At 35.5% G+C, this 24,155-nt stretch carries 18 protein-coding genes and 1 tRNA gene; 11 read left to right on the top strand and 8 right to left on the bottom strand.

Annotation, left to right across the window (positions count from 1 at the left end):
• Positions 1–89 precede the first annotated feature (89 nt).
• From EZJ43_RS05650 to rodA, 5 genes are all read left to right on the top strand, one after another.
• Positions 90–1,112, top strand: coding sequence for a rod shape-determining protein (locus tag EZJ43_RS05650; protein ID WP_133261718.1), 1,023 nt, complete (start codon positions 90–92; stop codon positions 1,110–1,112).
• 84 nt (positions 1,113–1,196) lie between these two features.
• Complete coding sequence (mreC, locus tag EZJ43_RS05645) at positions 1,197–2,036, top strand: rod shape-determining protein MreC (protein WP_133261717.1); 840 nt, start codon at positions 1,197–1,199, stop codon at positions 2,034–2,036.
• Positions 2,029–2,544, top strand: coding sequence for a rod shape-determining protein MreD (locus tag EZJ43_RS05640; RefSeq protein WP_133261716.1), 516 nt, complete (start codon positions 2,029–2,031; stop codon positions 2,542–2,544). The genes mreC and EZJ43_RS05640 overlap by 8 nt, the downstream gene beginning before the upstream one ends.
• On the top strand, positions 2,544–4,553 hold the full coding sequence (mrdA, locus tag EZJ43_RS05635) for a penicillin-binding protein 2 (RefSeq protein WP_133261715.1): 2,010 nt from the start codon (positions 2,544–2,546) through the stop codon (positions 4,551–4,553). Before EZJ43_RS05640 ends, mrdA begins: the two co-directional genes overlap by 1 nt.
• Positions 4,550–5,815 (top strand): rod shape-determining protein RodA, encoded by a 1,266-nt coding sequence (rodA, locus tag EZJ43_RS05630; protein WP_133261714.1) that lies wholly within the window; start codon positions 4,550–4,552, stop codon positions 5,813–5,815. The genes mrdA and rodA overlap by 4 nt, the downstream gene beginning before the upstream one ends.
• 480 nt (positions 5,816–6,295) lie before the next feature.
• Here the strand turns inward: rodA and EZJ43_RS05625 are convergent, their stop codons facing one another.
• A complete protein-coding gene (locus EZJ43_RS05625) occupies positions 6,296–7,516 on the bottom strand; it encodes a hypothetical protein (RefSeq protein WP_133261713.1) in 1,221 nt (406 codons plus the stop codon).
• 53 nt (positions 7,517–7,569) lie between these two features.
• Here EZJ43_RS05625 and EZJ43_RS05620 point away from each other — a divergent pair, with 53 nt between their 5' ends.
• Both EZJ43_RS05620 and EZJ43_RS05615 read left to right on the top strand, forming a co-directional pair.
• The gene (locus EZJ43_RS05620) at positions 7,570–8,154 is read left to right on the top strand and encodes a thymidine kinase (protein WP_133261712.1); all 585 of its coding nucleotides are present in this window, start codon (positions 7,570–7,572) and stop codon (positions 8,152–8,154) included.
• Positions 8,155–8,217: 63 nt separating this feature from the next.
• Positions 8,218–9,021 (top strand): SDR family oxidoreductase, encoded by an 804-nt coding sequence (locus tag EZJ43_RS05615; protein WP_133261711.1) that lies wholly within the window; start codon positions 8,218–8,220, stop codon positions 9,019–9,021.
• Between the two features lie 443 nt (positions 9,022–9,464).
• Here the strand turns inward: EZJ43_RS05615 and EZJ43_RS05610 are convergent, their stop codons facing one another.
• The 4 genes from EZJ43_RS05610 to EZJ43_RS05595 form a co-directional block, all read right to left on the bottom strand.
• Positions 9,465–12,851, bottom strand: a complete 3,387-nt coding sequence (locus EZJ43_RS05610) for a DEAD/DEAH box helicase (protein ID WP_133261710.1) — start codon at positions 12,849–12,851, stop codon at positions 9,465–9,467.
• A 362-nt stretch (positions 12,852–13,213) separates the two neighbouring features.
• Positions 13,214–13,678 carry a pyrophosphohydrolase domain-containing protein gene (locus EZJ43_RS05605; protein ID WP_133261709.1) on the bottom strand — a complete coding sequence of 155 codons (465 nt, stop codon included), beginning with the start codon at positions 13,676–13,678 and terminating at the stop codon, positions 13,214–13,216.
• Between the two features lie 127 nt (positions 13,679–13,805).
• Positions 13,806–14,540, bottom strand: coding sequence for a LytR/AlgR family response regulator transcription factor (locus EZJ43_RS05600; RefSeq protein WP_133261708.1), 735 nt, complete (start codon positions 14,538–14,540; stop codon positions 13,806–13,808).
• A 45-nt stretch (positions 14,541–14,585) separates the two neighbouring features.
• Positions 14,586–15,593 (bottom strand): sensor histidine kinase, encoded by a 1,008-nt coding sequence (locus tag EZJ43_RS05595; RefSeq protein ID WP_133261707.1) that lies wholly within the window; start codon positions 15,591–15,593, stop codon positions 14,586–14,588.
• A gap of 208 nt (positions 15,594–15,801) precedes the next feature.
• Between EZJ43_RS05595 and EZJ43_RS05590 the strand changes: the two genes are divergently transcribed.
• Positions 15,802–18,213, top strand: coding sequence for an outer membrane beta-barrel family protein (locus EZJ43_RS05590; RefSeq protein WP_133261706.1), 2,412 nt, complete (start codon positions 15,802–15,804; stop codon positions 18,211–18,213).
• Positions 18,214–18,376: 163 nt separating this feature from the next.
• Here EZJ43_RS05590 and EZJ43_RS05585 read toward each other — a convergent pair whose 3' ends face one another.
• The gene (locus tag EZJ43_RS05585; RefSeq protein WP_133261705.1) at positions 18,377–18,859 is read right to left on the bottom strand and encodes a GNAT family N-acetyltransferase; all 483 of its coding nucleotides are present in this window, start codon (positions 18,857–18,859) and stop codon (positions 18,377–18,379) included.
• Between the two features lie 74 nt (positions 18,860–18,933).
• On the opposite strand from EZJ43_RS05585, the gene EZJ43_RS05580 reads away from it, so the two are divergent.
• Positions 18,934–19,530: a hypothetical protein gene (locus EZJ43_RS05580; RefSeq protein ID WP_133261704.1), complete on the top strand. Its 597-nt coding sequence runs from the start codon at positions 18,934–18,936 to the stop codon at positions 19,528–19,530.
• 2 nt (positions 19,531–19,532) lie between these two features.
• On the opposite strand, the gene EZJ43_RS05575 is transcribed toward EZJ43_RS05580, so the two are convergent.
• On the bottom strand, positions 19,533–21,146 hold the full coding sequence (locus EZJ43_RS05575) for a S41 family peptidase (protein ID WP_133261703.1): 1,614 nt from the start codon (positions 21,144–21,146) through the stop codon (positions 19,533–19,535).
• A 366-nt stretch (positions 21,147–21,512) separates the two neighbouring features.
• A tRNA-Phe gene (locus EZJ43_RS05570) sits at positions 21,513–21,585 on the bottom strand.
• A gap of 229 nt (positions 21,586–21,814) precedes the next feature.
• On the opposite strand from EZJ43_RS05570, the gene EZJ43_RS05565 reads away from it, so the two are divergent.
• Positions 21,815–23,110, top strand: a complete 1,296-nt coding sequence (locus EZJ43_RS05565; RefSeq protein ID WP_133261702.1) for a (Fe-S)-binding protein — start codon at positions 21,815–21,817, stop codon at positions 23,108–23,110.
• Positions 23,111–23,260: 150 nt separating this feature from the next.
• Positions 23,261–24,052, top strand: coding sequence for a (Fe-S)-binding protein (locus EZJ43_RS05560; RefSeq protein ID WP_133261701.1), 792 nt, complete (start codon positions 23,261–23,263; stop codon positions 24,050–24,052).
• Positions 24,053–24,155: the final 103 nt, after the last annotated feature.

Below are 24,155 nucleotides of genomic sequence, written 5' to 3'. Positions count from 1 at the left end.
GAACTTAAAGTTGAAACTAAATATAATAAAAACCCTAATTTTGCATTAGGAATAGTATAGATTTGTTAAAATAAAATAAAAAAACCTACATGGGATTATTTAACTGGTTTACGCAAGAAGTTGCCATTGATTTAGGCACTGCGAATACCCTAATTATACATAACGACAAGGTTGTGGTAGATGAACCATCTATCGTTGCTTTCGATCGTACCACGAACAAAGTTATCGCTATTGGCAAACAGGCCATGCAGATGGAAGGAAAAACCCACGATAACATTAAAACTGTTCGCCCTTTAAAGGATGGCGTAATTGCTGATTTTAACGCCGCAGAAGCGATGATAAAGGGCATGATTCGTATGCTGAACGGCGGTAAAGGCTGGATGTTCCCTTCGTTAAGAATGGTAATTTGTATTCCTTCGGGCATTACTGAGGTAGAAAAACGTGCTGTACGCGATTCGGCAGAGATTGCTGGAGCGAAAGAGGTTTACCTTATACACGAACCAATGGCTGCAGCGGTAGGTATTGGAATTGATGTGGAAGAACCAATGGGCAACATGATTATTGATATAGGTGGTGGCACGACAGAAATTGCGGTTATTGCATTATCGGGTATTGTTTGCGATCAATCTATCCGCGTTGCGGGAGATAACTTCGACTCGGATATTGTAAATTATATCCGTCGCCAGCATAATATTATGATTGGTGATCGTACTGCTGAAAAAATTAAAATTGAAGTGGGCGCTGCGTTACCTGAGTTACAGGATGCACCTGCAGATTTTGCAGTTCAAGGACGTGATTTAATGACTGGTGTACCAAAGCAGATTACTGTTTCTTATACAGAAATTGCTCATTGTTTGGATAAATCGATCTCAAAAATTGAAGAAGCGATTTTGAAAGCTTTGGAGATTACGCCACCAGAACTTTCGGCAGATATTTACCAAACAGGTATTTATTTAACTGGCGGTGGTGCATTGTTAAGAGGTTTGGATAAACGCGTTGCCGCAAAAACTAAACTGCCAGTTCACGTCGCCGAAGATCCACTTCGTGCCGTGGTTCGCGGAACAGGAATTGCCCTTAAAAACATTGGTAATTATAAATTTTTAATGCAATAATCTAGATTTGAGACATTAGATATGAGATTTGAGACTAAAAGCAAAACTCATATCTCATATCTCATATCTCATATCTTTTAAACAATGCGTAACCTTTGGATTTTCATAAGTAGATATAACGCATTCTTTTTGTTTATTATATTTTCTACCGTAGGCTTAATACTTACTGTTAAAAATAATGCTTATCAGCGTAGTGTTACTTTAAATTCTACCAATGAAGTAGTTGGAACGGCATATGAACGTTTGAATATTTTTAAAAGGTATTTAAATTTAGGATCTGTAAATGATAGTCTTTCTACTGAAAATGCGAAACTTAAAACCCAACTTTTACAATTAACTACGGTAGATTCTGCAAAAGATGTTAAAGTTATTGATACCGTTACCAACCAACAATATACTTATTTAGCTGCTAAGGTGGTTAAAAACTCGGTTACCTTGCGCAATAATGTAATGACGATTAATAAAGGTGCTATTGATGGTATAAAACCTGGAATGGCAGTAATTTCTCCTCAAAAAGGTGTTGTAGGTTTTATTAGAGATGTTTCTGAGCATTTGGCAACCATACAATCTCTCTTGCATAAAGACACCAAGATAAGCGTAATAGTTAAAAAAAATCATGCATTGGGATCGTTAGTTTGGGGAGATGGAAATTTCGATATTAGAAAAGCATTTATTAAAGAAGTTCCAAATCACATTAAGATAAACGTTGGCGATACCATTGTAACTTCTGGCTATGCCTCGTTTCCTGCAAATATTTTAGTAGGTAGGGTGAGCAAAACTAATGTAACCACAAATGATAATTTCTTATCGGCAGAATTGAATTTATTTAATGATTTTAGCACCTTGCAGTATGTGTATGTGGTAAAAGACAAAAAGGCCGATGAACAAAAGGCCTTAGAAAGTATTGTGAAACCAAATGAATAGTAGAACTATAATTATAAATATTGTAAGGTGGGTGTTGCTCCTTTTTGTGCAAGTGTTTTTGCTCAAAAATATGGGTTTTTATGACCTTTCTACGCCCTTTATTTATGTGCTTTTTCTGCTGCTTTTACCTTTTAACATCCCAAATATCCTCCTCTATATAATTGCTTTTGGTACAGGATTAACTTTAGATGCGTTTTACGACACAATGGGCGTACACGCTACAGCATGTGTAGTTTTGGCCTTTGTAAGAATATCTTTTATTGCAATAAGTTTAAATAAAGATGCGCACGATGATCCAGAACCATCATTAAGTTACATGGGTTTTCAGTGGTTTGCACTCTATTCATTGCTCTGCATCATTGCACATCATTTAGTATTATTCTTTTTAGAAGCCTTTAAATTATCAGAAATCGGCTATACCTTGATAAGGTGTGGTTTAAGTGTTATATTTACGGTGTTACTGATTCTACTGATAGAATTTATCTTCTATAAAAGAACATCCCGCTAATGGATCAATTGTTTAATCGAAAATATGTTGTACAAGGTTTATTTATCGTTATTGCGATAATACTTTTGGGCAAGCTTTTTTATATTCAAATTGTTAGCGATAAAGCGTTTGTTTCTGCCGAAAGTAACGTACTCCGAAAAATATACAAATATCCGGCTCGTGGTGCCATTTTAGACCGTAACATGAAAGTTATCGTTCAAAATGAACCCGTTTATGATTTAATGGTTATCCCAAATGAAGTAAAGCCGTTTGATACGTTAGCTTTAGCAGATGCGTTGGGATTATCTTTTGAAGATATTGGAAAGAAATTAAGAAAGTCGAAGATACAATCCAACTATCAATCTACATTTTTCGAGCGACAAATTTCAGTAGAAAGTTACGCCCGATTACAAGAAATCATGTATCGTTTTCCTGGTTTCAGAACACAGGACAGAACTATTAGACATTATCCCGATAGTATTGGAGGACAAATTTTTGGTTGGGTTAAAGAGGTTAGTCAAGATGATATTGATAATTCTGATGGCTATTACCGTCCCGGCGATTTTATTGGCAAAAGTGGATTGGAGCGATCTTACGAAAACTATTTACGTGGCGAGCGCGGTGTAATAAATACTTTGTACGATGCCCGCAACGTTGCACAAGGAAGTTACGCACAGGGAAAATATGATGTAAATGCTGTATCGGGCGATCGGTTAATTTCATCGTTGGATATTAGGATACAAAAACTTGGCGAAGAGTTAATGCAAAACAAGGTTGGTGCAATAGTAGCTATAGAACCTTCAACAGGAGAAATATTAGCATTTGTGAGTAGCCCTACGTTTAACCCTAACAAATTTGTTGGAAAAAATTGGGGCAACAGTTATATGGATTTAATTCGTAACCCATATCGCCCACAAATTGTACGCCCCATACAAGGTTATTATCCCCCTGGGTCATCATTTAAACCCGTTGATGCCTTGGTTGCACTGCAAAATGGCGCAATTAATCCCACAACTACATTTTTCTGTCCGGGTTATTATGTTGCCGGAAACCACAAAGTGAAGTGCGAACACGTTGATGGAACCATAAACCTGCAACGGGGAATTGCTAGAAGTTGTAATACTTATTTTTGCCATGTATTTCAAAATATCATGACGCAAAATGGCATAAAAAACCAACGCAATACCTATTCAAAGTGGCACGAACAGATTAGCAAATTTGGTTTCGGGCAGAAATTAGATATTGATATGCCTTATGAAAAGAAAGGCAAATTTTATACCGCCGATTATTATAACAAGCTATATGGAAACCGTTGGGGTTATACTACTGTAATATCTCAAGCAATTGGCCAGGGCGAAATAACATCTACACCTTTACAAATGGCAAATGTTATGGCAGCCATTGCCAATAGAGGCTATTATATTAAGCCACACCTAATCAAGGGAATTGGAGATAATCACACTGTAAAAAAAGAATATACCATTAAAAACTCAGTCGGCATTGATGCAGAATATTTCCAGCCAGTAATTGAAGGCATGAGAGATGCTGTGAATAGCCCTTGGGGTACGGCAACGCTGTCGCGTATTCCAAATATATTAATGTGCGGTAAAACAGGAACGGTACAAAATCCACATGGCAAAAACCACTCTGTTTTTATCGGTTTTGCCCCCATGGATAATCCTAAAATTGCAATAGCCGTAATTGTAGAAAATGCTGGCTATGGAAGTACTTATGCTGCACCTATTGCAAGTTACATGGTAGAGAAATATTTAACAGATTCTGTTAAAAACGGAAGAATGGCCGAAGTAGAGTGGATGAAGAATCAAAATCTTTTACCAGACCTCATTACAAAGATTAAAAAACCTAAAGTTTTTAAGGTAGATAGTTTAAATTTGAAGAAAACAGATTCTTTAAAAAAATTAAAAGACAGCGCTAAGGTTAAATCTGCCAATGCAGTTAAGTTGGATAAAACCAAGGTTTTAAGTCAAGAAAATAAAAACTCAACAAAAGTACAAGGCAACAAAAGATGATACACCAACAAGGAAATCGCTTCTTTTTTAATGTAGATTGGATTACGGTTCTTATTTACATTTTACTTTGCACAATTGGCGTAATTAATATTTTTGCTTCCATTTATAACCCTGATAAAGTAATAGGTATTGATTTTACCACAAACTATGGCAAACAGCTTATTTACGTTATTACAGGTTTAGTTTTAGGATTATCGATTCTGCTTTTCGATGGCCGCCTTTTCAACGTTTTTTCTCCGTTTATTTATGGAGCAACTTTAATTTTGCTGGTGGTGGTTTTGGTTATTGGCCGTAAAGTAGCTGGTAATCAGGCATGGATACCGCTTGGCTCTTTCCGGCTTCAACCCTCGGAGTTTGCAAAATTTGGAACAGCACTACTATTGGCTCGCTACGTGAGCACGTTTAATCCAAAATTTAGAGATTTTAAATCAATCTTCTTTGCAGGATTGATTGTTGCAGCACCCCTTTTACTTATTATGTTACAGCCTGATACAGGTTCTGCTCTAGTATTTTTAGCCTTCATGTTCCCGCTCTATCGAGAAGGTTTGTCAGGTTACTTCTTGCTCATTTTCTTGGGGATGATTGTCCTTTTCGTAGCCGATTTTTTAGTGCCCACTTATATTTTGGTCATTATTATTTCTACCCTAGGCGGCCTATTTATTTTTGCGAATAAGCGAAAACAGAAAGTAGTTTTTTCTACAATTTTAGTCACTTTAATTGCTGTAGGCTATTTATTTTTAGTTAAAGTTGCCTATACAAAAGTTTTAGAACCACATCAGCGCACCAGAATAGAATTGATGTTGGGGCTGAGAACCGATAACAAAGGCGCAGGTTACAATGTTATTCAATCGCAAATTGCCATAGGTTCTGGCCAGGGATTGGGACGAGGATTTTTACAAGGTACACAAACGAAATATGGCTATGTACCCGAACAAAGCACCGATTTTATTTTTAGTACTATTGGCGAAGAATGGGGCTTTGCAGGTTGCGCAGTTGTCATCGGCCTTTATATATTTTTACTTTTGCGGTTAATTAATTTAGCTGAGCGGCAAAGATCTACTTTTAGTAGAGTTTACGGTTATTGTGTAGCCTGTATCTTGTTTTTTCACATCTTTATCAATATCGGTATGACGATTGGAATTATTCCGGTAATTGGTATTCCACTTCCGTTAATTAGCTATGGAGGTTCATCGCTTTGGAGTTTTACCATATTAATCTTTATTTTTTTAAAACTAGATTCAAACCGAATGGGGTTTATTTAGTGATGAGTTTTGAGTGATGAGTGATGAGTGATGAGTCTGCATCCGTACAATAAAACCTAGTAGTTTTTTTAGTGATGAGTTTTGAGTGATGAGTGATGAGTCTGCATCCGTAAAATAAAACCAAATAATTTATATAGTTATGAGTTTTGAGTGATGAGAGATGAGTCTGCATCCGTAAAATAAAACCAAGTAATTTGTTTAGTGATGAGTTCTTTTTAGAGATGAGTTCCTTTTTTATAGATGAGTTTTGAGTTATGAGTGATGAGTCTGCATCCGTAAAATAAAACCTAATAGTTTGTTTAGAGATGAGTTCTTTTTTAGAGATGAGTTTTGAGTGATGGGTATGCATCCGTAAAATAAAACCTAGTAGTTTATCTAACGATGAGCGATGGGTATTTATCTAAAAACAAGCTAATAGCGATTAGAAAAAGTTTGCCACTGTGCTAACACACCTGCAAACTCATAACTCATATCTCATAACTAATTCCTAAATCTCCTATTTAACAGTTCATAAAACTGGTCTACAGTGGCCTGCTTATTTGCCCAGTTATTTTTTACAGCATAATTAGATTGCAAAAAATTATCGGCAGTTTCAAAATCTGTCATTTTGTTAATTAAATCAATCGCCTCTGAATACGCTAAATTATAGCCTCCAAATAAATCCTTAATAAACAAAAGCTTTTCGTTTAAATTAATGCCTTGTTTTAAATCACCAATTGTTGGCTTTACATCACTTGGTTGAGCATTACTTCTGGCAAGTAAATCATTAAAACTTGGCGATACTGATGCAGTATGGCTTTCTACAACTGGTTTAACGGGTACAGCATTTGGAATAAATATGGGCACTTCTTCTCGAACAGGTGGAGAAATTATATCATCATCGTATTTTGGATTGTGGCTAGCCACCACTACCGGCTCGTGGACTATTTTTTCTTCTTTAGCCAAAACCTCAGGCTCTTCGGTATGGATTAAAAAAGGCTCCGGACCAATTTCATCTTCAATAAACGGTTCAGGTTTTTCGGTAATTGCTTCAATAGCTGTAGTTTGATTTAAAGCATTTTTTTTCTTTGCCAAAATATCTTCTTCCTCGTTCGTAAATTGGCGATCGAAGATTTCCTCAACAGGTTTCTCTTCATAATCAAATTTGTCAACCTCAGTATTTAAGCTTTTCCCTAAATCAAAAGTAAAAGTATTCTCGTCATTATCGGGTTTAAAAAAATCATATTCCAAAACTTTTTCTGCAGTTTCAACATGAATTTTTTCTTCGTCAACAACCTCTTGTTCATGCACAATATCTACACGTTGCTCCGCTTCTTCAGCTTGGGCAATCTCCTCTAAATCAGCGGGTTCATCAAGCTCAAATTCAACTGTAGGTTCTAATTCCTCAATAAGCAATTTTTCTTCAGTAGGTTCAATAACAATATTTGAAAAATCATTTTTAACCTCTGGATGGAGCGCGTTTAATTTTTTCACTATTTCTACGTGATCGGTAAGAAAATGTGCATTTGCTAAAAAAAGCTCTACTTCTAAATCATTTAATTGTTGTGGGTTTTGCGCTAAATATTGATACTGTTCGTTTAGCTCAGTTAAAATGTTGCCTACCTTTTTAAAAATATCTTGTTGCTTCATCATAGATGTTAACGAATTTTTTGGTGTTTTATGTTGGTAACTATGTATCCAAAAATAACACTTAATTCTCATATTTGTTCAGTTTAAAAATTATAGAACAGACATTCAGAAATAAAAAATCGAGCATGTTATTTAGCGAGCAAAATTTTAGGAGAAGAGGCGAGTTTTCTGGGAGTATTGAAGTGGTTTGTGGCTCCATGTTTTCTGGTAAAACCGAAGAATTAATTCGACGATTAAAGCGTGCCCAAATTGCCAAGCTAAATGTAGAAATTTTTAAACCTCGTACCGACAATCGGTATCACGAAAGCGCCGTGGTATCTCACGATTTGAATTCCATTTCATCAACTCCGGTTGAAAGTGCATCAGCAATTTTATTGTTAGGTGCAAATACACAGGTAGTTGGGATAGATGAAGCGCAATTTTTTGATGATGAATTACCTGATGTTTGCAACAAATTAGCGGTAAAAGGGATTCGGGTAATTGTGGCAGGTTTAGATATGGATTTTAGCGGAAAACCATTTGGCCCGATGCCAGCTTTAATGGCCATCGCCGAACACGTAACCAAAGTTAATGCTGTTTGCGTTTGCTGTGGAAACCCTGCACTTTACAGCTATAGAACAGTTAAAAACGATGCCAAAGTATTAATTGGCGAAAAGGAAAGCTACGAACCCAGGTGTAGGGCTTGTTACCACGTTGGGTTGGTTGGTTAGTTTTTAGGGGATTAGTTGGTTAGTTGTTTGGTTGGTTAGATGGTTAGATGGTTAGTTGCTTAGATGGAAAATTTCAATAAAGAAACAATATCAATTTTAGGTTGTGGGTGGTTTGGATTTGCGTTAGCAAAAAGACTTATCGGCTTACATTATACGGTAAAAGGTTCTACAACTACGTCAGATAAATTACCGGCGCTTAACGAAAGTAAAATACAGCCCTACTTAATCAATTTTACTGCAGACGAAGTAGTTTGTGAGGATTCTTTCTTTGATGCAGATGTATTATTCATTTGTATTCCACCAAAACGCAGTTCACCTGAACTTAAAGATTATCCGAATAAAATTAAAATGATATTGGATTTGGCTAAAGGCAAAACCAAGAATATTATTTTAATAAGCTCTACAAGCGTTTATGGTGATGAAAATAAAGCTGTTACTGAATATAGCGGTACGCATCCAGAAACTGATTCTGGCAAATTGGTTTTAGAAGCGGAGCATTTATTTAAAAATTTAAATCCCGAAAATTTTACCATTATCCGCTTTGCGGGATTAATTGGACCAGAACGTAATCCAGGCAGGTTTTTTGCAGGGAAAAAAGATATTCCAAACGGGTTAACGCCAGTTAATTTGATTCACCAAACGGATGCTGTGGGTATAGCTTGCGCAATTTTAGAAAAGCAAGCATTTGGTTTTATTTATAATGCATGCAATCCAAATCATCCTACGAAGCAAGATTTTTATACTACCGCAGCAAAAGATGCTGACTTAATTGAGCCGAGTTTTATTAGTGAGAAAACAGCATGGAAAATTGTGGAAAGCATTAATGTGCCGAAGTATTTAGGGTACGAATTTGAGGTTGAGTTATAAAAAAATTGCCCGCAGATTTAAAATGAAAAAAAAGCAGATTAGCGCGGATCTTAAAAAATTCGCATACATTTCATCCCCTTAAATCTGCGATCCTTATCTGCGAAAATCTGCTGGAAAGTGTAAAGCCTAAAATTCAACTTTGCCATAAGATAGCTTTCGGATACGAGCAAAACTAAGACTCTCATAACCTCAATTCGATAATTAAATACCTGATTTAAAACGTTTAATTGGCTCTAAATTAGGGATCCATCTAGCTTATACGTGTGGAAAAGTTCTGTTACTTGCGTCATTCCCGCGTAGGCGGGAATCTTAAAGCAATAAATAGGTTTTTCTTTCGCATTAGGATTCCCGCCTACGCGGGAAGGACGATAAGCCTAAGTGTAATACCAATTAAGCATGATTTTCAATAAAACGATTCGTGCTTCGCAATGAAGGAGATGGTTTTAACTCAATAACCCAAGCAATTCTTTCTTCGTTAAATTCTTAAATATTCCACCATCAGATTGGATTAAATTATTTACTAAATCTTTTTTCGTCGCCTGCAATTTCATAATCTTTTCTTCAATCGTATCCGGGCAAATTAACCGCACCGCCATTACATTTTTATGCTGACCAATACGATAAGCCCGATCAATCGCCTGATTTTCGACTGCTGGATTCCACCATGGATCGACTAAGTACACGTAATCCGCTTCTGTTAAATTTAATCCAATTCCGCCGGCTTTTAAACTAATTAAGAAAACAGGAATAGCAGCATTGGTTTGAAAAGACTGCACCACTTCTCCCCTTTTTTTGGTTTTACCTGTTAAATATTCATATTTAATCCCACGAATTTCGAGCTGTTTTTTAATCAAATCCAGCATCGAAACGAATTGAGAAAATACCAAAATTTTATGATTTTTCGATTTACTTTCTATCTGCTCCAATAAAGCATCAATTTTTGACGATGCCTGAAGATAAGATTTGCCATCGGCCAACAATGCCGCACCGTTGCAAATTTGCCTTAAACGGGTAATACTTTTTAAAACATGCATGGCACTTTTAGGCAATTCATCTTCAGTTTTACCTAAAATATAGTCTTGAATTTCCTTTTTATTGGCTTCATAAACATCTCTCTGCTCCGCACCCATTTCGCAGTACAACACAATTTCAGTTTTATCAGGTAATTCTTTCGCCACCTCCTCTTTTGTGCGCCGTAAAATAAAAGGTTTAATCTTTCGCTGTAATTCTTCCGCCCTGCGATTATCTTTGAACTGATCAATCGGTGTAGAATAAACATCGGCAAATTGCTGTTTAGTACCAAACAAACCGGGGCAGGCAAACGAAAGCTGACCATACAAATCGAACGTGTTGTTTTCTATTGGCGTACCAGTTAGTGCGATTTTATTACGCGACTGAAGCATCCGGACAGTTTTATACCGCTGTGATTCGGGATTTTTGATATGCTGCGATTCATCCAAAAAGATATAATTAAAACGATAATCTTTTAAATATCGAATGTCGGAAAGTAATGTACCATACGAGGTTAACACAATTTCATAACCATCAAATACATCGGTAGTTTTCGTTCTATCGTTGCCATAAATGGTTTTAACTTTTATAGATGGCGCAAATTTTTGTACTTCAGCTTTCCAATTAAAAATTAACGAAGCCGGAACCACAATAAGATTGGTATTATGCTTTACTTTTTCTCGTTGAGATAGAATAAATGCCAAAACCTGAATGGTTTTCCCCAAACCCATATCATCGGCCAAACAACCACCAAAATTAAAATCATCTAAAAAATTGAGCCAATTTAAACCATCTTTTTGGTAAGGGCGCAAAGTTGCGTTTAAAGTTTTAGGAACCGCAACAGCGTGAATTTGATCCAAACCATCAAACTTTTCTTTAAAAAGCTTTATTTCATTTTTTACCTCTCCATCTAATAATGCATCTTCGTACAAATTATTTATCGATGCATATTTTATTTTATGGGTTAAGATTTTATCATCCACAATTTCGCCAGCATTAAAATAAGTTGTAAATTTTTGCAACCAATGTTCGGGCAAAATACCTTGCTTACCATCATCAAGTGTAATAAATTTACTCTTATTCCTAATGGATTTATGTAAATGTTTAAGGGAGACATTTTGTTTACCAAATTTCACTTTAACTTTTGTTTCAAACCAATCCGTTCCGCTTAACACCTCGATATTAATTTCGGGTTTAAATTCGTTTAACTTATTGTTTTTTAATTGATTGAACCCTAAAATATGAATGTCTTTTTTTCTCCAAACATCAAAAGTTTCTAAAAACCAAGCCTCTTCTAAAAACCGCTTTCTATGCAGGTAAAATGAATCATTGGTTTCTTGTTCGTAAAAGAACGGATGCTGTTTTAAGATGTTCGAAATAAATTGCAATTCTTCATTGTCATCTCTATTTACGGTAAAAACATTCCCATATTTATCTTGAGATTGAATTTGCCTTTTGGATAAAACCGGAATTTCGATACTTCCATAACGCATTACTGGCGTAATCAAAATAAAATCTTCCGATTCGGATAAGTAAATCAATTTTTCATTCTCCAAATCGAAACCTTTCTCTTCAATTTGAAGATTGGTTGCAGGTTTTAAGTATGTATAATCAACCTTAATATTACCTTCTAGCTGAATTAAAATTGATTTCTGAAATTCAGGATATTTTGATTTATGAAGAATTAAACGGTTACTTTGTTTTTTAAAAAAACCGATCACGCTCAATAAATCCATCCGAGCAATTAAATAAAAATCGTTTTTGAGTTGAATAAAATATTGGTAACACAATACCAAATTATCTAAATCGTAAGATTTTTCATCAATAATTAACCGACCTGTAATTTCATAAAAATCATCTCGTTGGTTAACCGAAAGTCTTAAATCTACCTCCAAAATATGCACCGAGATAGAAATAATAGAAGATGACTGAATACCCGGCGAAAGCTTAGCGTTGTGTTGATAAAAGCGTAAACCCAATGGATTTTTAACGATGGCTTTTAAGGCCGCTAATTCTACGTCGTTATCATCGTTATCATAATTTTGTTTAAAAGTTGTAAATCCACCATAAAATTTAAGCACATCCTCTCCTTCGGTTTTAAATAAAACTTCGGCAGCATTAATGGCTGTAAATGGGTTTTTAACTTTACCAGTTTTAGTGGTTTCAGCTTCGAATAAATCGATTGTTAAATTGCCGTAATAACGGTGTTGTGCAAATACAATAAACTGTTTCTCGGTAGTTGCTTTTACCGATTCTACTAATTTTCGCCCTTTTGTTGGTAATAATAAGCGCGCTAAATTTTGTTTTGCCTCTACATTAAACGCCTGTAAAAACTCCATTTTCGGCTTAATTTCAACGTTATCATTTTGGTAATCAACCTTAAAAAGATCCTCAATTTTTGGTTCGTTTTCTAAACCATAAGCAATGGCTACCTTTCTAAATTCGGTTTTCCTTAAATTAATATCGAAGAAAATACGGAGCGCAGGCCGTTTTAAAATATTATATAATAACTGTGCTTGGTGCGTGCAAAGTCGGTTTTTCGGCTCGTTGCATCTGCAGGAAAGCTTTACCTTATTATCGCTTTGCTGTACCTGAACAATAGGAAAGTGGATGGATGAATTTGGCAGACTAAACGCACCAAAATCAATTTCTATTTGCTCAGGAATTAAATCATAAAAGCTTTTAACGCCAGTATCAACTTGGGCGTTTAGGTGTTTTAGAATTACTAAATTAGATAATTGAGAGAGATTAAAATCTTTAAAAACGTAATCATAAGGGTTTTCATGCTCAGTGTGACTATGCGCTTTTTCGTCTCTCATTTAAACCCAATTAAGGCAATAAAAGTAAGAATTTAATGGTGGAATAGCAGTTGCTAAAAAATCAATTTTATCCACATCGTTTGATGTAAATAAAGCTGACTTAAGCAAAGAAATATATTACACATGAAGCTGTCTAAAAACAATAAGTTAAGAAATTGTAAAAGAATTAAATTTGTCGCTGTCGTCATACACATCTTGTTCCGATAGCTATCGGAAGGGCATCTTAATATTTTTGTAAGAACTAATTTCGCAGCATTTCTGTCGCATTACGATTCCCGTTTTCACGGGAATAACGGCCTTGCAAAATATAATTCTGCCTACAAAATTTCAAAATTAATTTTGAGACAGCCTCACTTAATATTTTATAAAAACGCTTTAATATCGGCAGGTGAATAATTTATCGATTTTAGGGTTTTATCATCCGCTTTGCGGAATACCAAAAACAAACCATCTATTTCTTTATAGTAAGCTTCAGTTCCGTCTTTAGCTAAATAAAACTGAATAGTCTTTTCAGCTTCTGCTACTGTTTTACATGCTTTACTCATGTTAGAGCGATGCACTTCATCAAATAAACCTTTAAACTTTTGGCCCATACCAAACTCCAAAATAGCGCCCGCAAGCACATATTGCAAATCGCAAAGTGCATCTGCAACTTCAATTAAATCATCATTATCAATCGCTTCTTGTAATTCTTTCAACTCTTCTGCCAATAAAGAAACGCGTAAATTTGCACGTTGTTTCGCCGGAATTATAGGATTTGGCTGAATTGGGTGCTGAAAAGTGCTGTGAAATTCTGCTACTTGATTTAATGAATTAGATTCTTGCATAACTTATAATGTGTTTAATCTTTGTTTCGCAAACATAAAAAATCCGAACGAATTAATTACCGAAAATTATACACACACGCAATAATACTAACCAAGAAATATTTTAAATGAAAGTCTAGCTTTAGCATTAACCTTTTTTCCCTTCTCTAATCATTTTAAAAAATTCTTCTTTATAAGTTTCTCCTACCGGGATGGATTGATCGTTGATGAAAAGCGTATTCCCATCAATCATCTTTATTTTTTCTAAAGAAACGATATATGATTTATGTACGCGGTAAAATGGAGGCTTTGGCAGTTCAACTTCAAGCTCTCGCAAAGGTTGGTAAGTGATAAGCCGTTGCGTTTCGGTATATACCGAAACATAATTTTTTAGCCCCTCAATGTATAAAATATCGTTGTAATTTACTTTAAGAAACTTGTTTTTAGTATCGCCTTTAATAAACATGAAATCATTTTCTTGCTGAACAATTGCTTGTACTGGTTTTTCATTTTGTAGAGACAACACTGGTTGCAAAATCTGCTTCGCTTTTGAAGCGGCTTTATAAAAACGTTCGTACGAAATAGGTTTCAAAAGATAATCCACCACGTCGAGATCGAAACCGGCTAAAGCAAACTCAGAATATGCAGTAGTTAAAATCACTTTGCATTTATCGCCACATATTTTTAAAAATTGAATACCTGTTAACTCGGGCATTTGAATATCCAAAAAAACCAGGTCAACTGCTCCAGCCTGCACTAAATTTAAGGCTTCAAATGGACTTGTTGTAGTGCCGATCAACTCTAAAAAAGGCGTTTTTTTAATAAAGGCAGCAACTACATCGGATGCATACGCTTCGTCATCAACAGCAAGGCAACGGATCATATTTTGTTATTCAAGGTTAAGGTTTAAAAAAATCTTTTATTTCATTTACAAATTCAAAACTAAGGTAGTTTTGTAGGTATTTCCATTGTTCGAAATTAGTAATTCATGTTTATCAGGATAAATTAAATCCAATCTGCGGTTAATATTTACCAAACCCACGCCGCTAGAAATGTCTTTTTGTGCATGGCTTATTTTGTTGCTCACTTCAAACGTTAGTCGTTTACCAACAACCTTCAGTTTTATTCTAATCGGCTGTGCCTCAAAACTAACCACACCATGCTTAAAAGCATTTTCTACGAAAGGAATTAACACCAAAGCTGCGATTTTTTGATCGGCCACGCCATCTGTTGTAAAATCGACATAAAAATTTGGTTCAAAACGCATTTTAAAAAGCTCAATATAACTCTTTAAATAATCCACTTCTTTATCCAAACTCACTTTTCCATCCACATGCTCATTTAAAGTATATCGCATTAAATCTGATAATCGAAGTACAGCATTCGCCAACTTATCCGATACGGGAATGGCCAAAGAATAAACGTAGTTAAGCGTATTGTATAAAAAGTGCGGGTTAATTTGAGATTTTAAGAAGGATAATTCTGCCTTGATTACTTCGTCCTTCAGTTTTCTGTTGTCTCGCTCAATCTCGAAGCTTTGTTGCACACCATAAACGGCAGCTGCTATTACAATATAAGATGTACCGTAATAAATGTTATCGACAATGTAAAACCAAGCCGTTGTTCCTTCAGAATAATTGTGGAAACCAAACCATTTTAGGTAAAGCACTTCTTCAATAATATATCGCAATGCGATGAAAATAGCCACACTAAATAACACGCCCAAAATAAGCTGTGGCACTTTCCCTTTTTTTAAAAAATTTGGATAAACAAATAAATAGCAGACATAAAATTCTACAAGTTTAACTACCGACATAGAAATACCCAGCGCTACTGTAACGAAATTTGCCGACTGTATAAAATATCCACTGTATTGATAAGCGAGAATAAGCGCCCAGCATAAAATATGAATTAGGAATATTTTTGTATTTTTCATAAGCTAAAACTATGCAAAACATTTTTAACTGCAGCATTTCTTATCCCAAGCCCAAAAAAAATTATCCCAACACCCGTTTTTGAAGGATTAACCATTTTTTTAGCATTAATTAGCATTGGGATAATAATTTAAAGGGTTGGGATTATTAAATTTATTAGCTTTTACAACATGTGCATCTTTGAAACATCAATTACAAACACTTATTAAGATGAACACATACCCAAAATTTTTCTTCGCAATTTTATTTGCCTTATGCTTTAACCAAGTAAATGCACAAACCCAAAAAGTAAGTGGCAACATACTTAGCAAAAGCAACCAACCTTTAGATTATGCATCGGTTGCATTAATTCACCTGCCCGATTCGGTATCGCAAGCCTTACAAGCAACTAATGAAAAAGGCATTTATGAGTTTAACGCTGTAAAACCTGGTAAATATTTAATTAAAGCCTTAATGATGGGTTATGATAGAAATCAATCGATCATTTTTGAGGTAAAAGAAGCGAGCGTTAAAGTGCCAACAATTATTTTAACCGATCGCTCTGAGAATTTACAAACCGTTAATATTATTTCGAAAATGCCATTGATCGATCAAAAAGCCGACCGCGTAATTTTAAATGTTGAACAAATGAATACCACGGGAGATAATGCGCTTGAGGTTTTGAGCAGAGCACCTGGTGTAACGTTAGATAAAGATGAAAACATCATTTTAAAGGGTAAAAAAGGCATAAATGTACTTATTGACGGCAAAATGAGTTACATGAGTGGCATGGAATTAACTACCTATTTAAAATCTTTACCCGCTTCAGTAGTGAGTAAAATAGAGTTAATCTCTAACCCACCATCCTCATTTGATGCAGCAGGTACAGCGGGCATTATCAACATTAAGTTTAAAAGAAATAAAATACAGGGCTTTAACGGCAATACAAATTTAGGCGGTGGCTATGGCAAATATGAAAAAGTTTACGGTGGCGTAAATTTGAATTATAATGTTGGTAAATTGAGCACTTATGTACGTTTAAATGCGGGTCATTACAACTCTTACAACCGTTTAACTTTAAATAGGACTATAGGCGATGACCAGTACAACCAAGTTAATTTTTGGCACCCAATAACCAACAGCCTAAGTTTTTCTACCGGGGCAGATTACTTTATTAACGATAAACATACCATTGGCGTAATGATAAAAGGTGATAATTCGCCATTTAACACAAAAGTTAACAGCAACTCGGTAAGTTATAATGGTACAGGATCGAAAACCGGAGCAACCGAAATGTACAACCCCCAAACCAACGAAAACAACAACCACGCATTTAATTTAAATTACCGACTAAAAACAGATACGCTTGGTGGCGAAATAGGTGTTGATGCAGATTATGTACGCTATAATAACAGCAAAAATGAAACCTTTACAAATACTTATTTAGATGCAAATAATGCGTTAATTGGTAACCCGATTGATTTAAGAAATGCAGGTATGGGAAGTGTTTCAATTTATTCGATCAAAGCAGATTACACAGTAAACTTTTCAAAATCGGTGAAAATGGAAACTGGATTAAAAAGTAGCTGGGTAAAATCGGCAAGTGATGTGCGTTTTGATTCGTTAAAAACTGCGGGATGGATTAACGATATCCGTAGAACAAACCAATTTAATTACAGCGAAAACATAAATGCAGGTTACTTATCGATGAGTAAAAATTTTAAAAACTTCGATTTAAAAGCAGGTGTACGCGCTGAGCAAACAATAGGTAATGGCAACTCATCGCAAACCAATACCCTAATTGCACGAAAGTATTGGAAACTTTTTCCAAGCGTTTTTGCCTCACTTAAATTAGATTCGAATAATTTGGTAACTGGAGCATATAGAAAAAGTATTAATCGCCCAGCATACAGCAGTTTAAATCCCTTTACTTTTTATACCGATCCTTATACGGCGATACAGGGAAACCCACTTTTGCAACCATCTTATTCTAACAGCTTCGAATTTAATTATTCGTTTAAAAATTATAGACTACTTACGCTAAGTTATTCTGTTGGTACCGAATCGATAAATGATGTGATTTATCAAAATAACTTAACAAAAGAGAGCATTAGCAGACCCGAAAATTTGAATAAAGACATTAGCTTTTACGTCGCTACTGGAAGTCCTTTTGACGTTACAAAATGGTGGAACAACAATTCGGAAATTGCATTGGCTTACAATAAAACACAATCTTTGGTGCAGGGAAACGGTTTTAGCGCATCATCATGGAGTTGGGCGGCAAGTTTTGGCAATACCTTCACTTTACCTAACAGTTATAGTATTTCTTTAGATGCTTACTATTCATCGCCAGCGGTAATGGGTTTGTTTAAAAGTTTAGAAAACTATCAAGTAAACATTGGTGCGAAAAAAACCTTTTGGAAAAAGAACGCTACGGTTGCGCTAAAAATGAACGACGTTTTTAATACCAGCAAATTTAGGGCGAACTTGCAGTACAACAATATAAATACCTTTTGGCAAAATGAATGGGAAAGCAGAAAAGTTTCTTTAAGTTTCAGCTACAAATTCGGTAATATGAAAATTAAAACCGCACGCAATAGAAGAACCGGAACGGGAGATGAAGAAAATAGGATTAAGAATTAATGCAACCATTTGTAATTGAACAAATGCATAGAAATTAAACTCGGTTTTAGATACTTTTTTCTTTAATGAAAAAAGTATCTATCCTTTAAACCTCAAATGTACCGAGGCAAAACTGGTGTAGCGTATAAACGAAATTGCTTAGTATGGAAATATTCAATCCTAATTAAAGCACCAACAACATCCAAACGTTACAAGCAAAATGGCCCGAATTACCCAACGGCTTTTCAAGTAATTTAAACCCAAAATTCTCATACATGCTAATCGCTTTCTCCAACTCGGGGAAAGATTCTAAATAAACCTCATTATAACCAAAATGTTGCGCCGACTCGATACTTTTTTGGAGCAAAGCTTTGCCTATTCCTTTATCTCTTGATGATTTCGATACATACAGTTTGACCAATTCCACACAACCATCTGGCAAACCATCGGTAGGAAAAATACCGCAACCGCCCAATAACATACCATCTTCTTCAGCCAACCAGTAATCTGACCCATATTGCTGAAAGAGTTCGAAGAGTTTATCAGTAGTAGGATCGGTATAAACGGTGCCTTGTTTAGGTATTGCAAACTCATCAAATACCTTACGGATTAGGGATGCTATGTCAACATTGTCTGCTTTTGTTAATTTCCTAAAAGTAACCGCCATTTATTTTTTTGTTTAAAGTTAACAATCCTTAATTGCACACGAAATAGTTTTTGTAATTTGCCGTTATGAAATACATGAAACAAATACTATCGCTGTGCATCATCATCCTTCTATTTGCAGGCTGTGATATAGCCAAACAAGCCCAACAAGTTGCCGCATTAGAAAGTTGTACTTATAGACTAACCAAGTTGCAACAAGTATCTTTAGCAGGCACGGATGTGCAAAAACTATTGAATCAACAAGATTTAAGTTTGAGCAGTTTACCAGGAATTGCCTTGGGTTTATTACGAAAAGATATTCCGTTACGGGCAAACTTAAATTTAGAAATTACCAATCCAACCGCGCAACTTGCTGCAATAAATCAATTTGAGTACAAAATACTTGTTAACAACACAGAGCTAACCGAAGGTATCATTAATCAAAACGTTAATGTTGCACAAGGTCAAACGGTTAACGTACCAGTACAAATGAGCACAAATATTTATGGCTTATTGGCTGGCGGAAATTTATTAAACGATATAATGAAAGCAACAAAAACTGGTACCGCAAATGATAAAATCGGTGTATTGACATTAAAAATCAAACCTTCGATAATGATTGGTGGCACTTTAGTGAAGTATCCAGGCTACATTACCATTAACAAAGATATTAGCAGTAAAATTTTATTTTAAAATTATCGGTTATGTGAGGGCGTCATAATCATACCTTTAAAATTGTTTTGATCCAATTTTGCGCCAATTTCCTTTACCTTTTCTAAAGAAAGTTTTGTAACAACGTTGCCCGTTTTAGCATCTAAACTTGCTATTTTTGGTTGCGTGGTTACAAAATTTCCATTTTTAGCGTAGCTCAGCGCGTAAGAAAGTAGCGTTTCTGTTTCATCGCCCCAAGCTTTAGTTAAATCTTCTGTTGCTTCTTGATCAACTGTTAAGCCAGCATAATAACCTCCTGTTCCAACCTGATTTTTCGTTTCAAATTCAGGAATATATAAATCGAATTTATCAATTCTAATTGGGAAAAACCCAACTGGCTTACCATAGGTAGTTGAGCCAATAAGCTTTACATCCACTACAGGCCTTAACGAGTTTATGGTAAGCTCACTTGCTGATGCTGTTCTATCGGTGACGATAAAATACACCCGATTTAAATTTAACGCACCAATTTTATTGAACTTTTCGATATTCTCGGCATTTGTAGGCTTATAATCTAAATCTGCATAACTATAATATTTACCATTTGCACCTGTGGTAAAGGCCTGCAGCTTTCCATCTGTATTCAATAATGGTTGATTTGCTAAAACTGATGTTTTCCGCTGGATGACGCTAAGATTTTGAAGGTAATCATTATAATAAGTGGTAAACATGGTATTGCCAGTTTGACTTGCAGGCGCCAAAACATTCGCAATTTGGGCAGAAGTTGAAACATAACCACCGCCGTTGTAACGTAAATCTACAATAACTTCAGTTACACTTTGATTTGCAAAATCGGCAAATACTGCATTTAACGATGATGAAACGTTATTTGTAAAGCTATTAAAAACAATATACCCAACCTTTTTTGTGCCAACTGTATATACCTTTGTAAATAAGATCGGATTTAAGTTATAGGTAGTGCTGTTAATCGTTACGGATTTAGTATTACCGGCCAAATCGATAAATGTTAAAGCTATATACGGATTGGTGCCAAATATGGCAGCATTTAAAAAATCGACCGCAGCAGGGTAAGCCAAATTGCTATTCCCATTTACAACGGTAACTCTACAACCTCGCGTTAAACCTTGCAAAGCAGCAGGCGAATTTGGATACACATATTTTACCCGAAGATCAGTAGTGGTATTGTACATTGCCGAAAAACCGTAATCATTTGCTGTTCCGTTCAAATCGGCCTTTAAAGACGCAGTTTTACCAGCGTTAGATAAATAATCAATATATGAATACTTTGGATGCGTAGTAGAGCTTGCTACATACTCATAAGGTTTACCTGTTGTTGGGTTGTTTGAATATTGTGTTAGCGCATAAAGTTCTGTCTCGTTGGATGTGAAACTCCGGGCACCAAATGCACTAGCAGTTGGTAAAGAACTGTACCAGTAATATAATTCTTTCGAATACAAGAAAATAGAATCTTTGGTCAGTTCATTGCGTGTACCAGATGCAACCGTTACGGGCGGTGTAGTGGTTACAATAGGAGCCTCGACTACAGGATCGCTTTTTTTACAGGAAACAACCGTAAGCCCAACAAATAATACAGCAATAGCTGTTGTAAGGGAATCTTTCAATTTAGTATAATTCATCGCTATATTTAACTAAGCAAACCTAATGTTTTAATGAGTAAATTATTCAAAAAAATTGAGTGCGTAATTAGTATTTTGATGCATCAAACATTTATCTCAAACGCATTTAGAAATAAATATACGATGTTTTAAGTAAAGTAGATTGTTAATACCTTATAATTTTAATGGGGTGGTTTATGTTAATTTTTTCATCATTATCATCGAGTATCTTAAACCCAATTATCGACTTCGGTAAAAATATTAAATTCTCTATAACTTACTTTCAGTTTTGTTAGTAATTTATTTAACGGCATCGTTATAAAAAAAAAACACTCAAAAACTCCTTTAAACCAAAAAAGCTCCAGATTTCTCTGAAGCTTTTTGAAGTGGTGCCACCTGGATTCGAACCAGGGACACAAGGATTTTCAGTCCTTTGCTCTACCGACTGAGCTATGGCACCATTCGTTTGGGAATGCAAATGTAGCTTTCTTTTTCAATATGCGAAACTTTTTTTTAAAATAATTGGTGGATTGCTGATTATCAATTAATTAATTTTTAAAACCGAAAACTACACCTTCTTAAACGTCTCAAAATAAAGAACTGAAAACAAAATTATTAATTTCTTTATGCATGCATAATAATTTATTTCAATAAAAATCATAATTTAGCCTACTTAAAATCAAAATTACATGATTGCTCAAATTTTGTTTCTGGTATTAACCATCGCAGCAGTTGCACTGTTCACAATTAACCTGCGCAAAATTATCCGTAATATCCGTTTAGGTAAAGACATCAACCGTAAAGATCAACCTAAAAAAAGATTACTAACAATGATGCGAGTTGCTTTTGGTCAATCGAAGATGGTTGTTCGCCCTATACCCGCTTTTTTGCACTTTTTTGTTTACATCGGTTTTGTTATCATCAACATCGAAGTTTTAGAAATTGTAATTGATGGTCTTTTTGGTACACACCGCATATTTAGCGGGTTGGGCGGTACATATAATTTCTTAATTGGTTCGTTCGAAATACTTGCTTTTACCGTTTGGGTTGCCTGTGCCATATTTTTGGTGCGTAGAAATATTATAAAAATTAAAAGGTTTAGTGGCGTAGAAATGACTACTTGGCCAAAATCGGATGCCAACTACATCTTAATTGTCGAAATTTTATTGATGTCGGCATTTTTACTGATGAATGCTGCCGATGCAAAGCTACAAGCTTTAGGCTCGGGCCATTATATTTCTGCAGGTACGTTTCCTGTAAGTCAATATTTACAAAACTTATTACCAAATTCAGAGGGTGCACTAATTGCGATAGAACGCGGATGTTGGTGGTTTCACATCGTTGGGATATTTGCATTTTTAAACTACCTACCATATTCAAAACACTTCCATATTATTTTCGCATTTCCGAATACCTACTTTTCAAATTTAGAACCCAAAGGCGAGTTTAACAATATGGCATCGGTTACGAATGAAGTAAAAGCGATGCTCGACCCTACTTTTATCCCTTTAGAACTTGCACCGAGTAAGTTTGGGGCGAAAGATGTAACTGATTTGAATTGGGTAAATTTGATGAATGCTTATACATGTACCGAGTGTGGAAGATGCACATCTGTTTGTCCTGCCAATATTACGGGTAAACTTTTATCACCCCGAAAAATAATGATGGATACCCGCGACAGAATTACGGAAGTGGGAAAAAATTTAGAAAAACATGGTGCAAATCATGTAGATGGTAAATCTTTATTGGACGATTACATTACACGAGAAGAAATTTGGGCCTGTACAACTTGTAATGCTTGCGTAGAAGCTTGTCCGGTAAATATAGATCCGCTACAAATTATTATGGAATTGCGCCAATATGCCGTTATGGAAGAATCGCAAGCACCGGCAAGCATTAATGCCATGTTGGGCAATATAGAAAACAATCAAGCGCCTTGGAAATACTCTCCTGCCGATCGTTTAAATTGGGCTAAGGAGGAATAGGGATTGAGGAGCAAAGAACAAGGAACAAAGCGTAAAGATATCTATCGTACAATTAAAGGCCCCTTTGGGGTTTGGGGATAAAAAACATAACACTCAAGTCTTGATACTTGATACTAAAAACTCTACACTAAATACTTTACACTACAAAAAATGGAATTTAAAGTACCAACAATGGCCGAAATGGTGGCCTCGGGCGAAGAACCAGAAATTTTATTTTGGGTTGGATGCGCTGGAAGTTATGATGAAAGGGCTCAAAAAATTACAAGAGATATTTGCAAAATCCTGCACCACGTGGGCATTAAATATGCCGTTTTAGGCACTGAAGAAAGTTGTACCGGAGATCCGGCTAAGCGTGCAGGAAATGAATTTTTGTTTCAGATGCAAGCCATGACAAATATTGAAGTGCTTAACGGCTACAATATTAAAAAAATAGTAACTGGCTGTCCGCATTGTTTCAACACCATAAAAAATGAATATCCAGGTTTGGGCGGTACTTATGAAGTTATCCACCACACCCAACTTATACAAGATTTAATTGCCGAAGGAAAACTTAAAGCCGAAGGTGGAGAAAGCTTTAAGGGCAAAAAAATAACTTATCACGACCCTTGCTATTTAGGTCGTGCAAATGGCGTTTATGAAGCGCCTAGAAAAGCCTTGGAAGTTTTGGATGCTGACTTGGTGGAAATGAAACGCTGTAAATCTAACGGACTTTGCTGTGGTGCAGGTGGTGCGCAGATGTTTAAAGAACCCGAAAAAGGCAATAAAGACATCAACATCGAACGTATAGAAGAAGCCTTAGAAACACAACCGCAAATTATTGCTGCTGGTTGTCCTTTTTGCATGACCATGCTTAGTGATGGCATTAAAATGAAAGATAAAGAACAAGAAGTTAAGGTTTTAGATATTGCAGAAATTACAGCAAGGGCAAATGGGCTGAGTTAGGAGTGATGAGCTATACTTTAGTGATGAGTTTTGAGTGATGAGTGATGAGTTTGCAGGGGAAACTTTTTACTCGGAGATAATTATTAGATATGAGTTTAAAGGG

This window comes from Pedobacter changchengzhani, assembly GCF_004354365.1.
In the GTDB taxonomy this organism is placed as follows: Bacteria; Bacteroidota; Bacteroidia; order Sphingobacteriales; family Sphingobacteriaceae; genus Pedobacter; species Pedobacter changchengzhani.
The sequence above is the reverse complement of the archived record's forward strand: the minus strand, read 5'-3'. Positions and strand labels throughout refer to the sequence as shown.

What these genes read in the sequence shown, in the direction of transcription:
- EZJ43_RS05650 (WP_133261718.1), top strand. Translation starts at nt 90, where the DNA reads ATGGGATTATTTAACTGGTTTACGCAAGAAGTTGCCATTGATTTAGGC.
- mreC (WP_133261717.1), top strand. Translation starts at nt 1,197, where the DNA reads ATGCGTAACCTTTGGATTTTCATAAGTAGATATAACGCATTCTTTTTG.
- EZJ43_RS05640 (WP_133261716.1), top strand. Translation starts at nt 2,029, where the DNA reads ATGAATAGTAGAACTATAATTATAAATATTGTAAGGTGGGTGTTGCTC.
- mrdA (WP_133261715.1), top strand. Translation starts at nt 2,544, where the DNA reads ATGGATCAATTGTTTAATCGAAAATATGTTGTACAAGGTTTATTTATC.
- rodA (WP_133261714.1), top strand. Translation starts at nt 4,550, where the DNA reads ATGATACACCAACAAGGAAATCGCTTCTTTTTTAATGTAGATTGGATT.
- EZJ43_RS05625 (WP_133261713.1), bottom strand. Translation starts at nt 7,516, where the DNA reads ATGAGAATTAAGTGTTATTTTTGGATACATAGTTACCAACATAAAACA.
- EZJ43_RS05620 (WP_133261712.1), top strand. Translation starts at nt 7,570, where the DNA reads ATGTTATTTAGCGAGCAAAATTTTAGGAGAAGAGGCGAGTTTTCTGGG.
- EZJ43_RS05615 (WP_133261711.1), top strand. Translation starts at nt 8,218, where the DNA reads ATGGAAAATTTCAATAAAGAAACAATATCAATTTTAGGTTGTGGGTGG.
- EZJ43_RS05610 (WP_133261710.1), bottom strand. Translation starts at nt 12,851, where the DNA reads ATGAGAGACGAAAAAGCGCATAGTCACACTGAGCATGAAAACCCTTAT.
- EZJ43_RS05605 (WP_133261709.1), bottom strand. Translation starts at nt 13,678, where the DNA reads ATGCAAGAATCTAATTCATTAAATCAAGTAGCAGAATTTCACAGCACT.
- EZJ43_RS05600 (WP_133261708.1), bottom strand. Translation starts at nt 14,540, where the DNA reads ATGATCCGTTGCCTTGCTGTTGATGACGAAGCGTATGCATCCGATGTA.
- EZJ43_RS05595 (WP_133261707.1), bottom strand. Translation starts at nt 15,593, where the DNA reads ATGAAAAATACAAAAATATTCCTAATTCATATTTTATGCTGGGCGCTT.
- EZJ43_RS05590 (WP_133261706.1), top strand. Translation starts at nt 15,802, where the DNA reads ATGAACACATACCCAAAATTTTTCTTCGCAATTTTATTTGCCTTATGC.
- EZJ43_RS05585 (WP_133261705.1), bottom strand. Translation starts at nt 18,859, where the DNA reads ATGGCGGTTACTTTTAGGAAATTAACAAAAGCAGACAATGTTGACATA.
- EZJ43_RS05580 (WP_133261704.1), top strand. Translation starts at nt 18,934, where the DNA reads ATGAAACAAATACTATCGCTGTGCATCATCATCCTTCTATTTGCAGGC.
- EZJ43_RS05575 (WP_133261703.1), bottom strand. Translation starts at nt 21,146, where the DNA reads ATGAATTATACTAAATTGAAAGATTCCCTTACAACAGCTATTGCTGTA.
- EZJ43_RS05565 (WP_133261702.1), top strand. Translation starts at nt 21,815, where the DNA reads ATGATTGCTCAAATTTTGTTTCTGGTATTAACCATCGCAGCAGTTGCA.
- EZJ43_RS05560 (WP_133261701.1), top strand. Translation starts at nt 23,261, where the DNA reads ATGGAATTTAAAGTACCAACAATGGCCGAAATGGTGGCCTCGGGCGAA.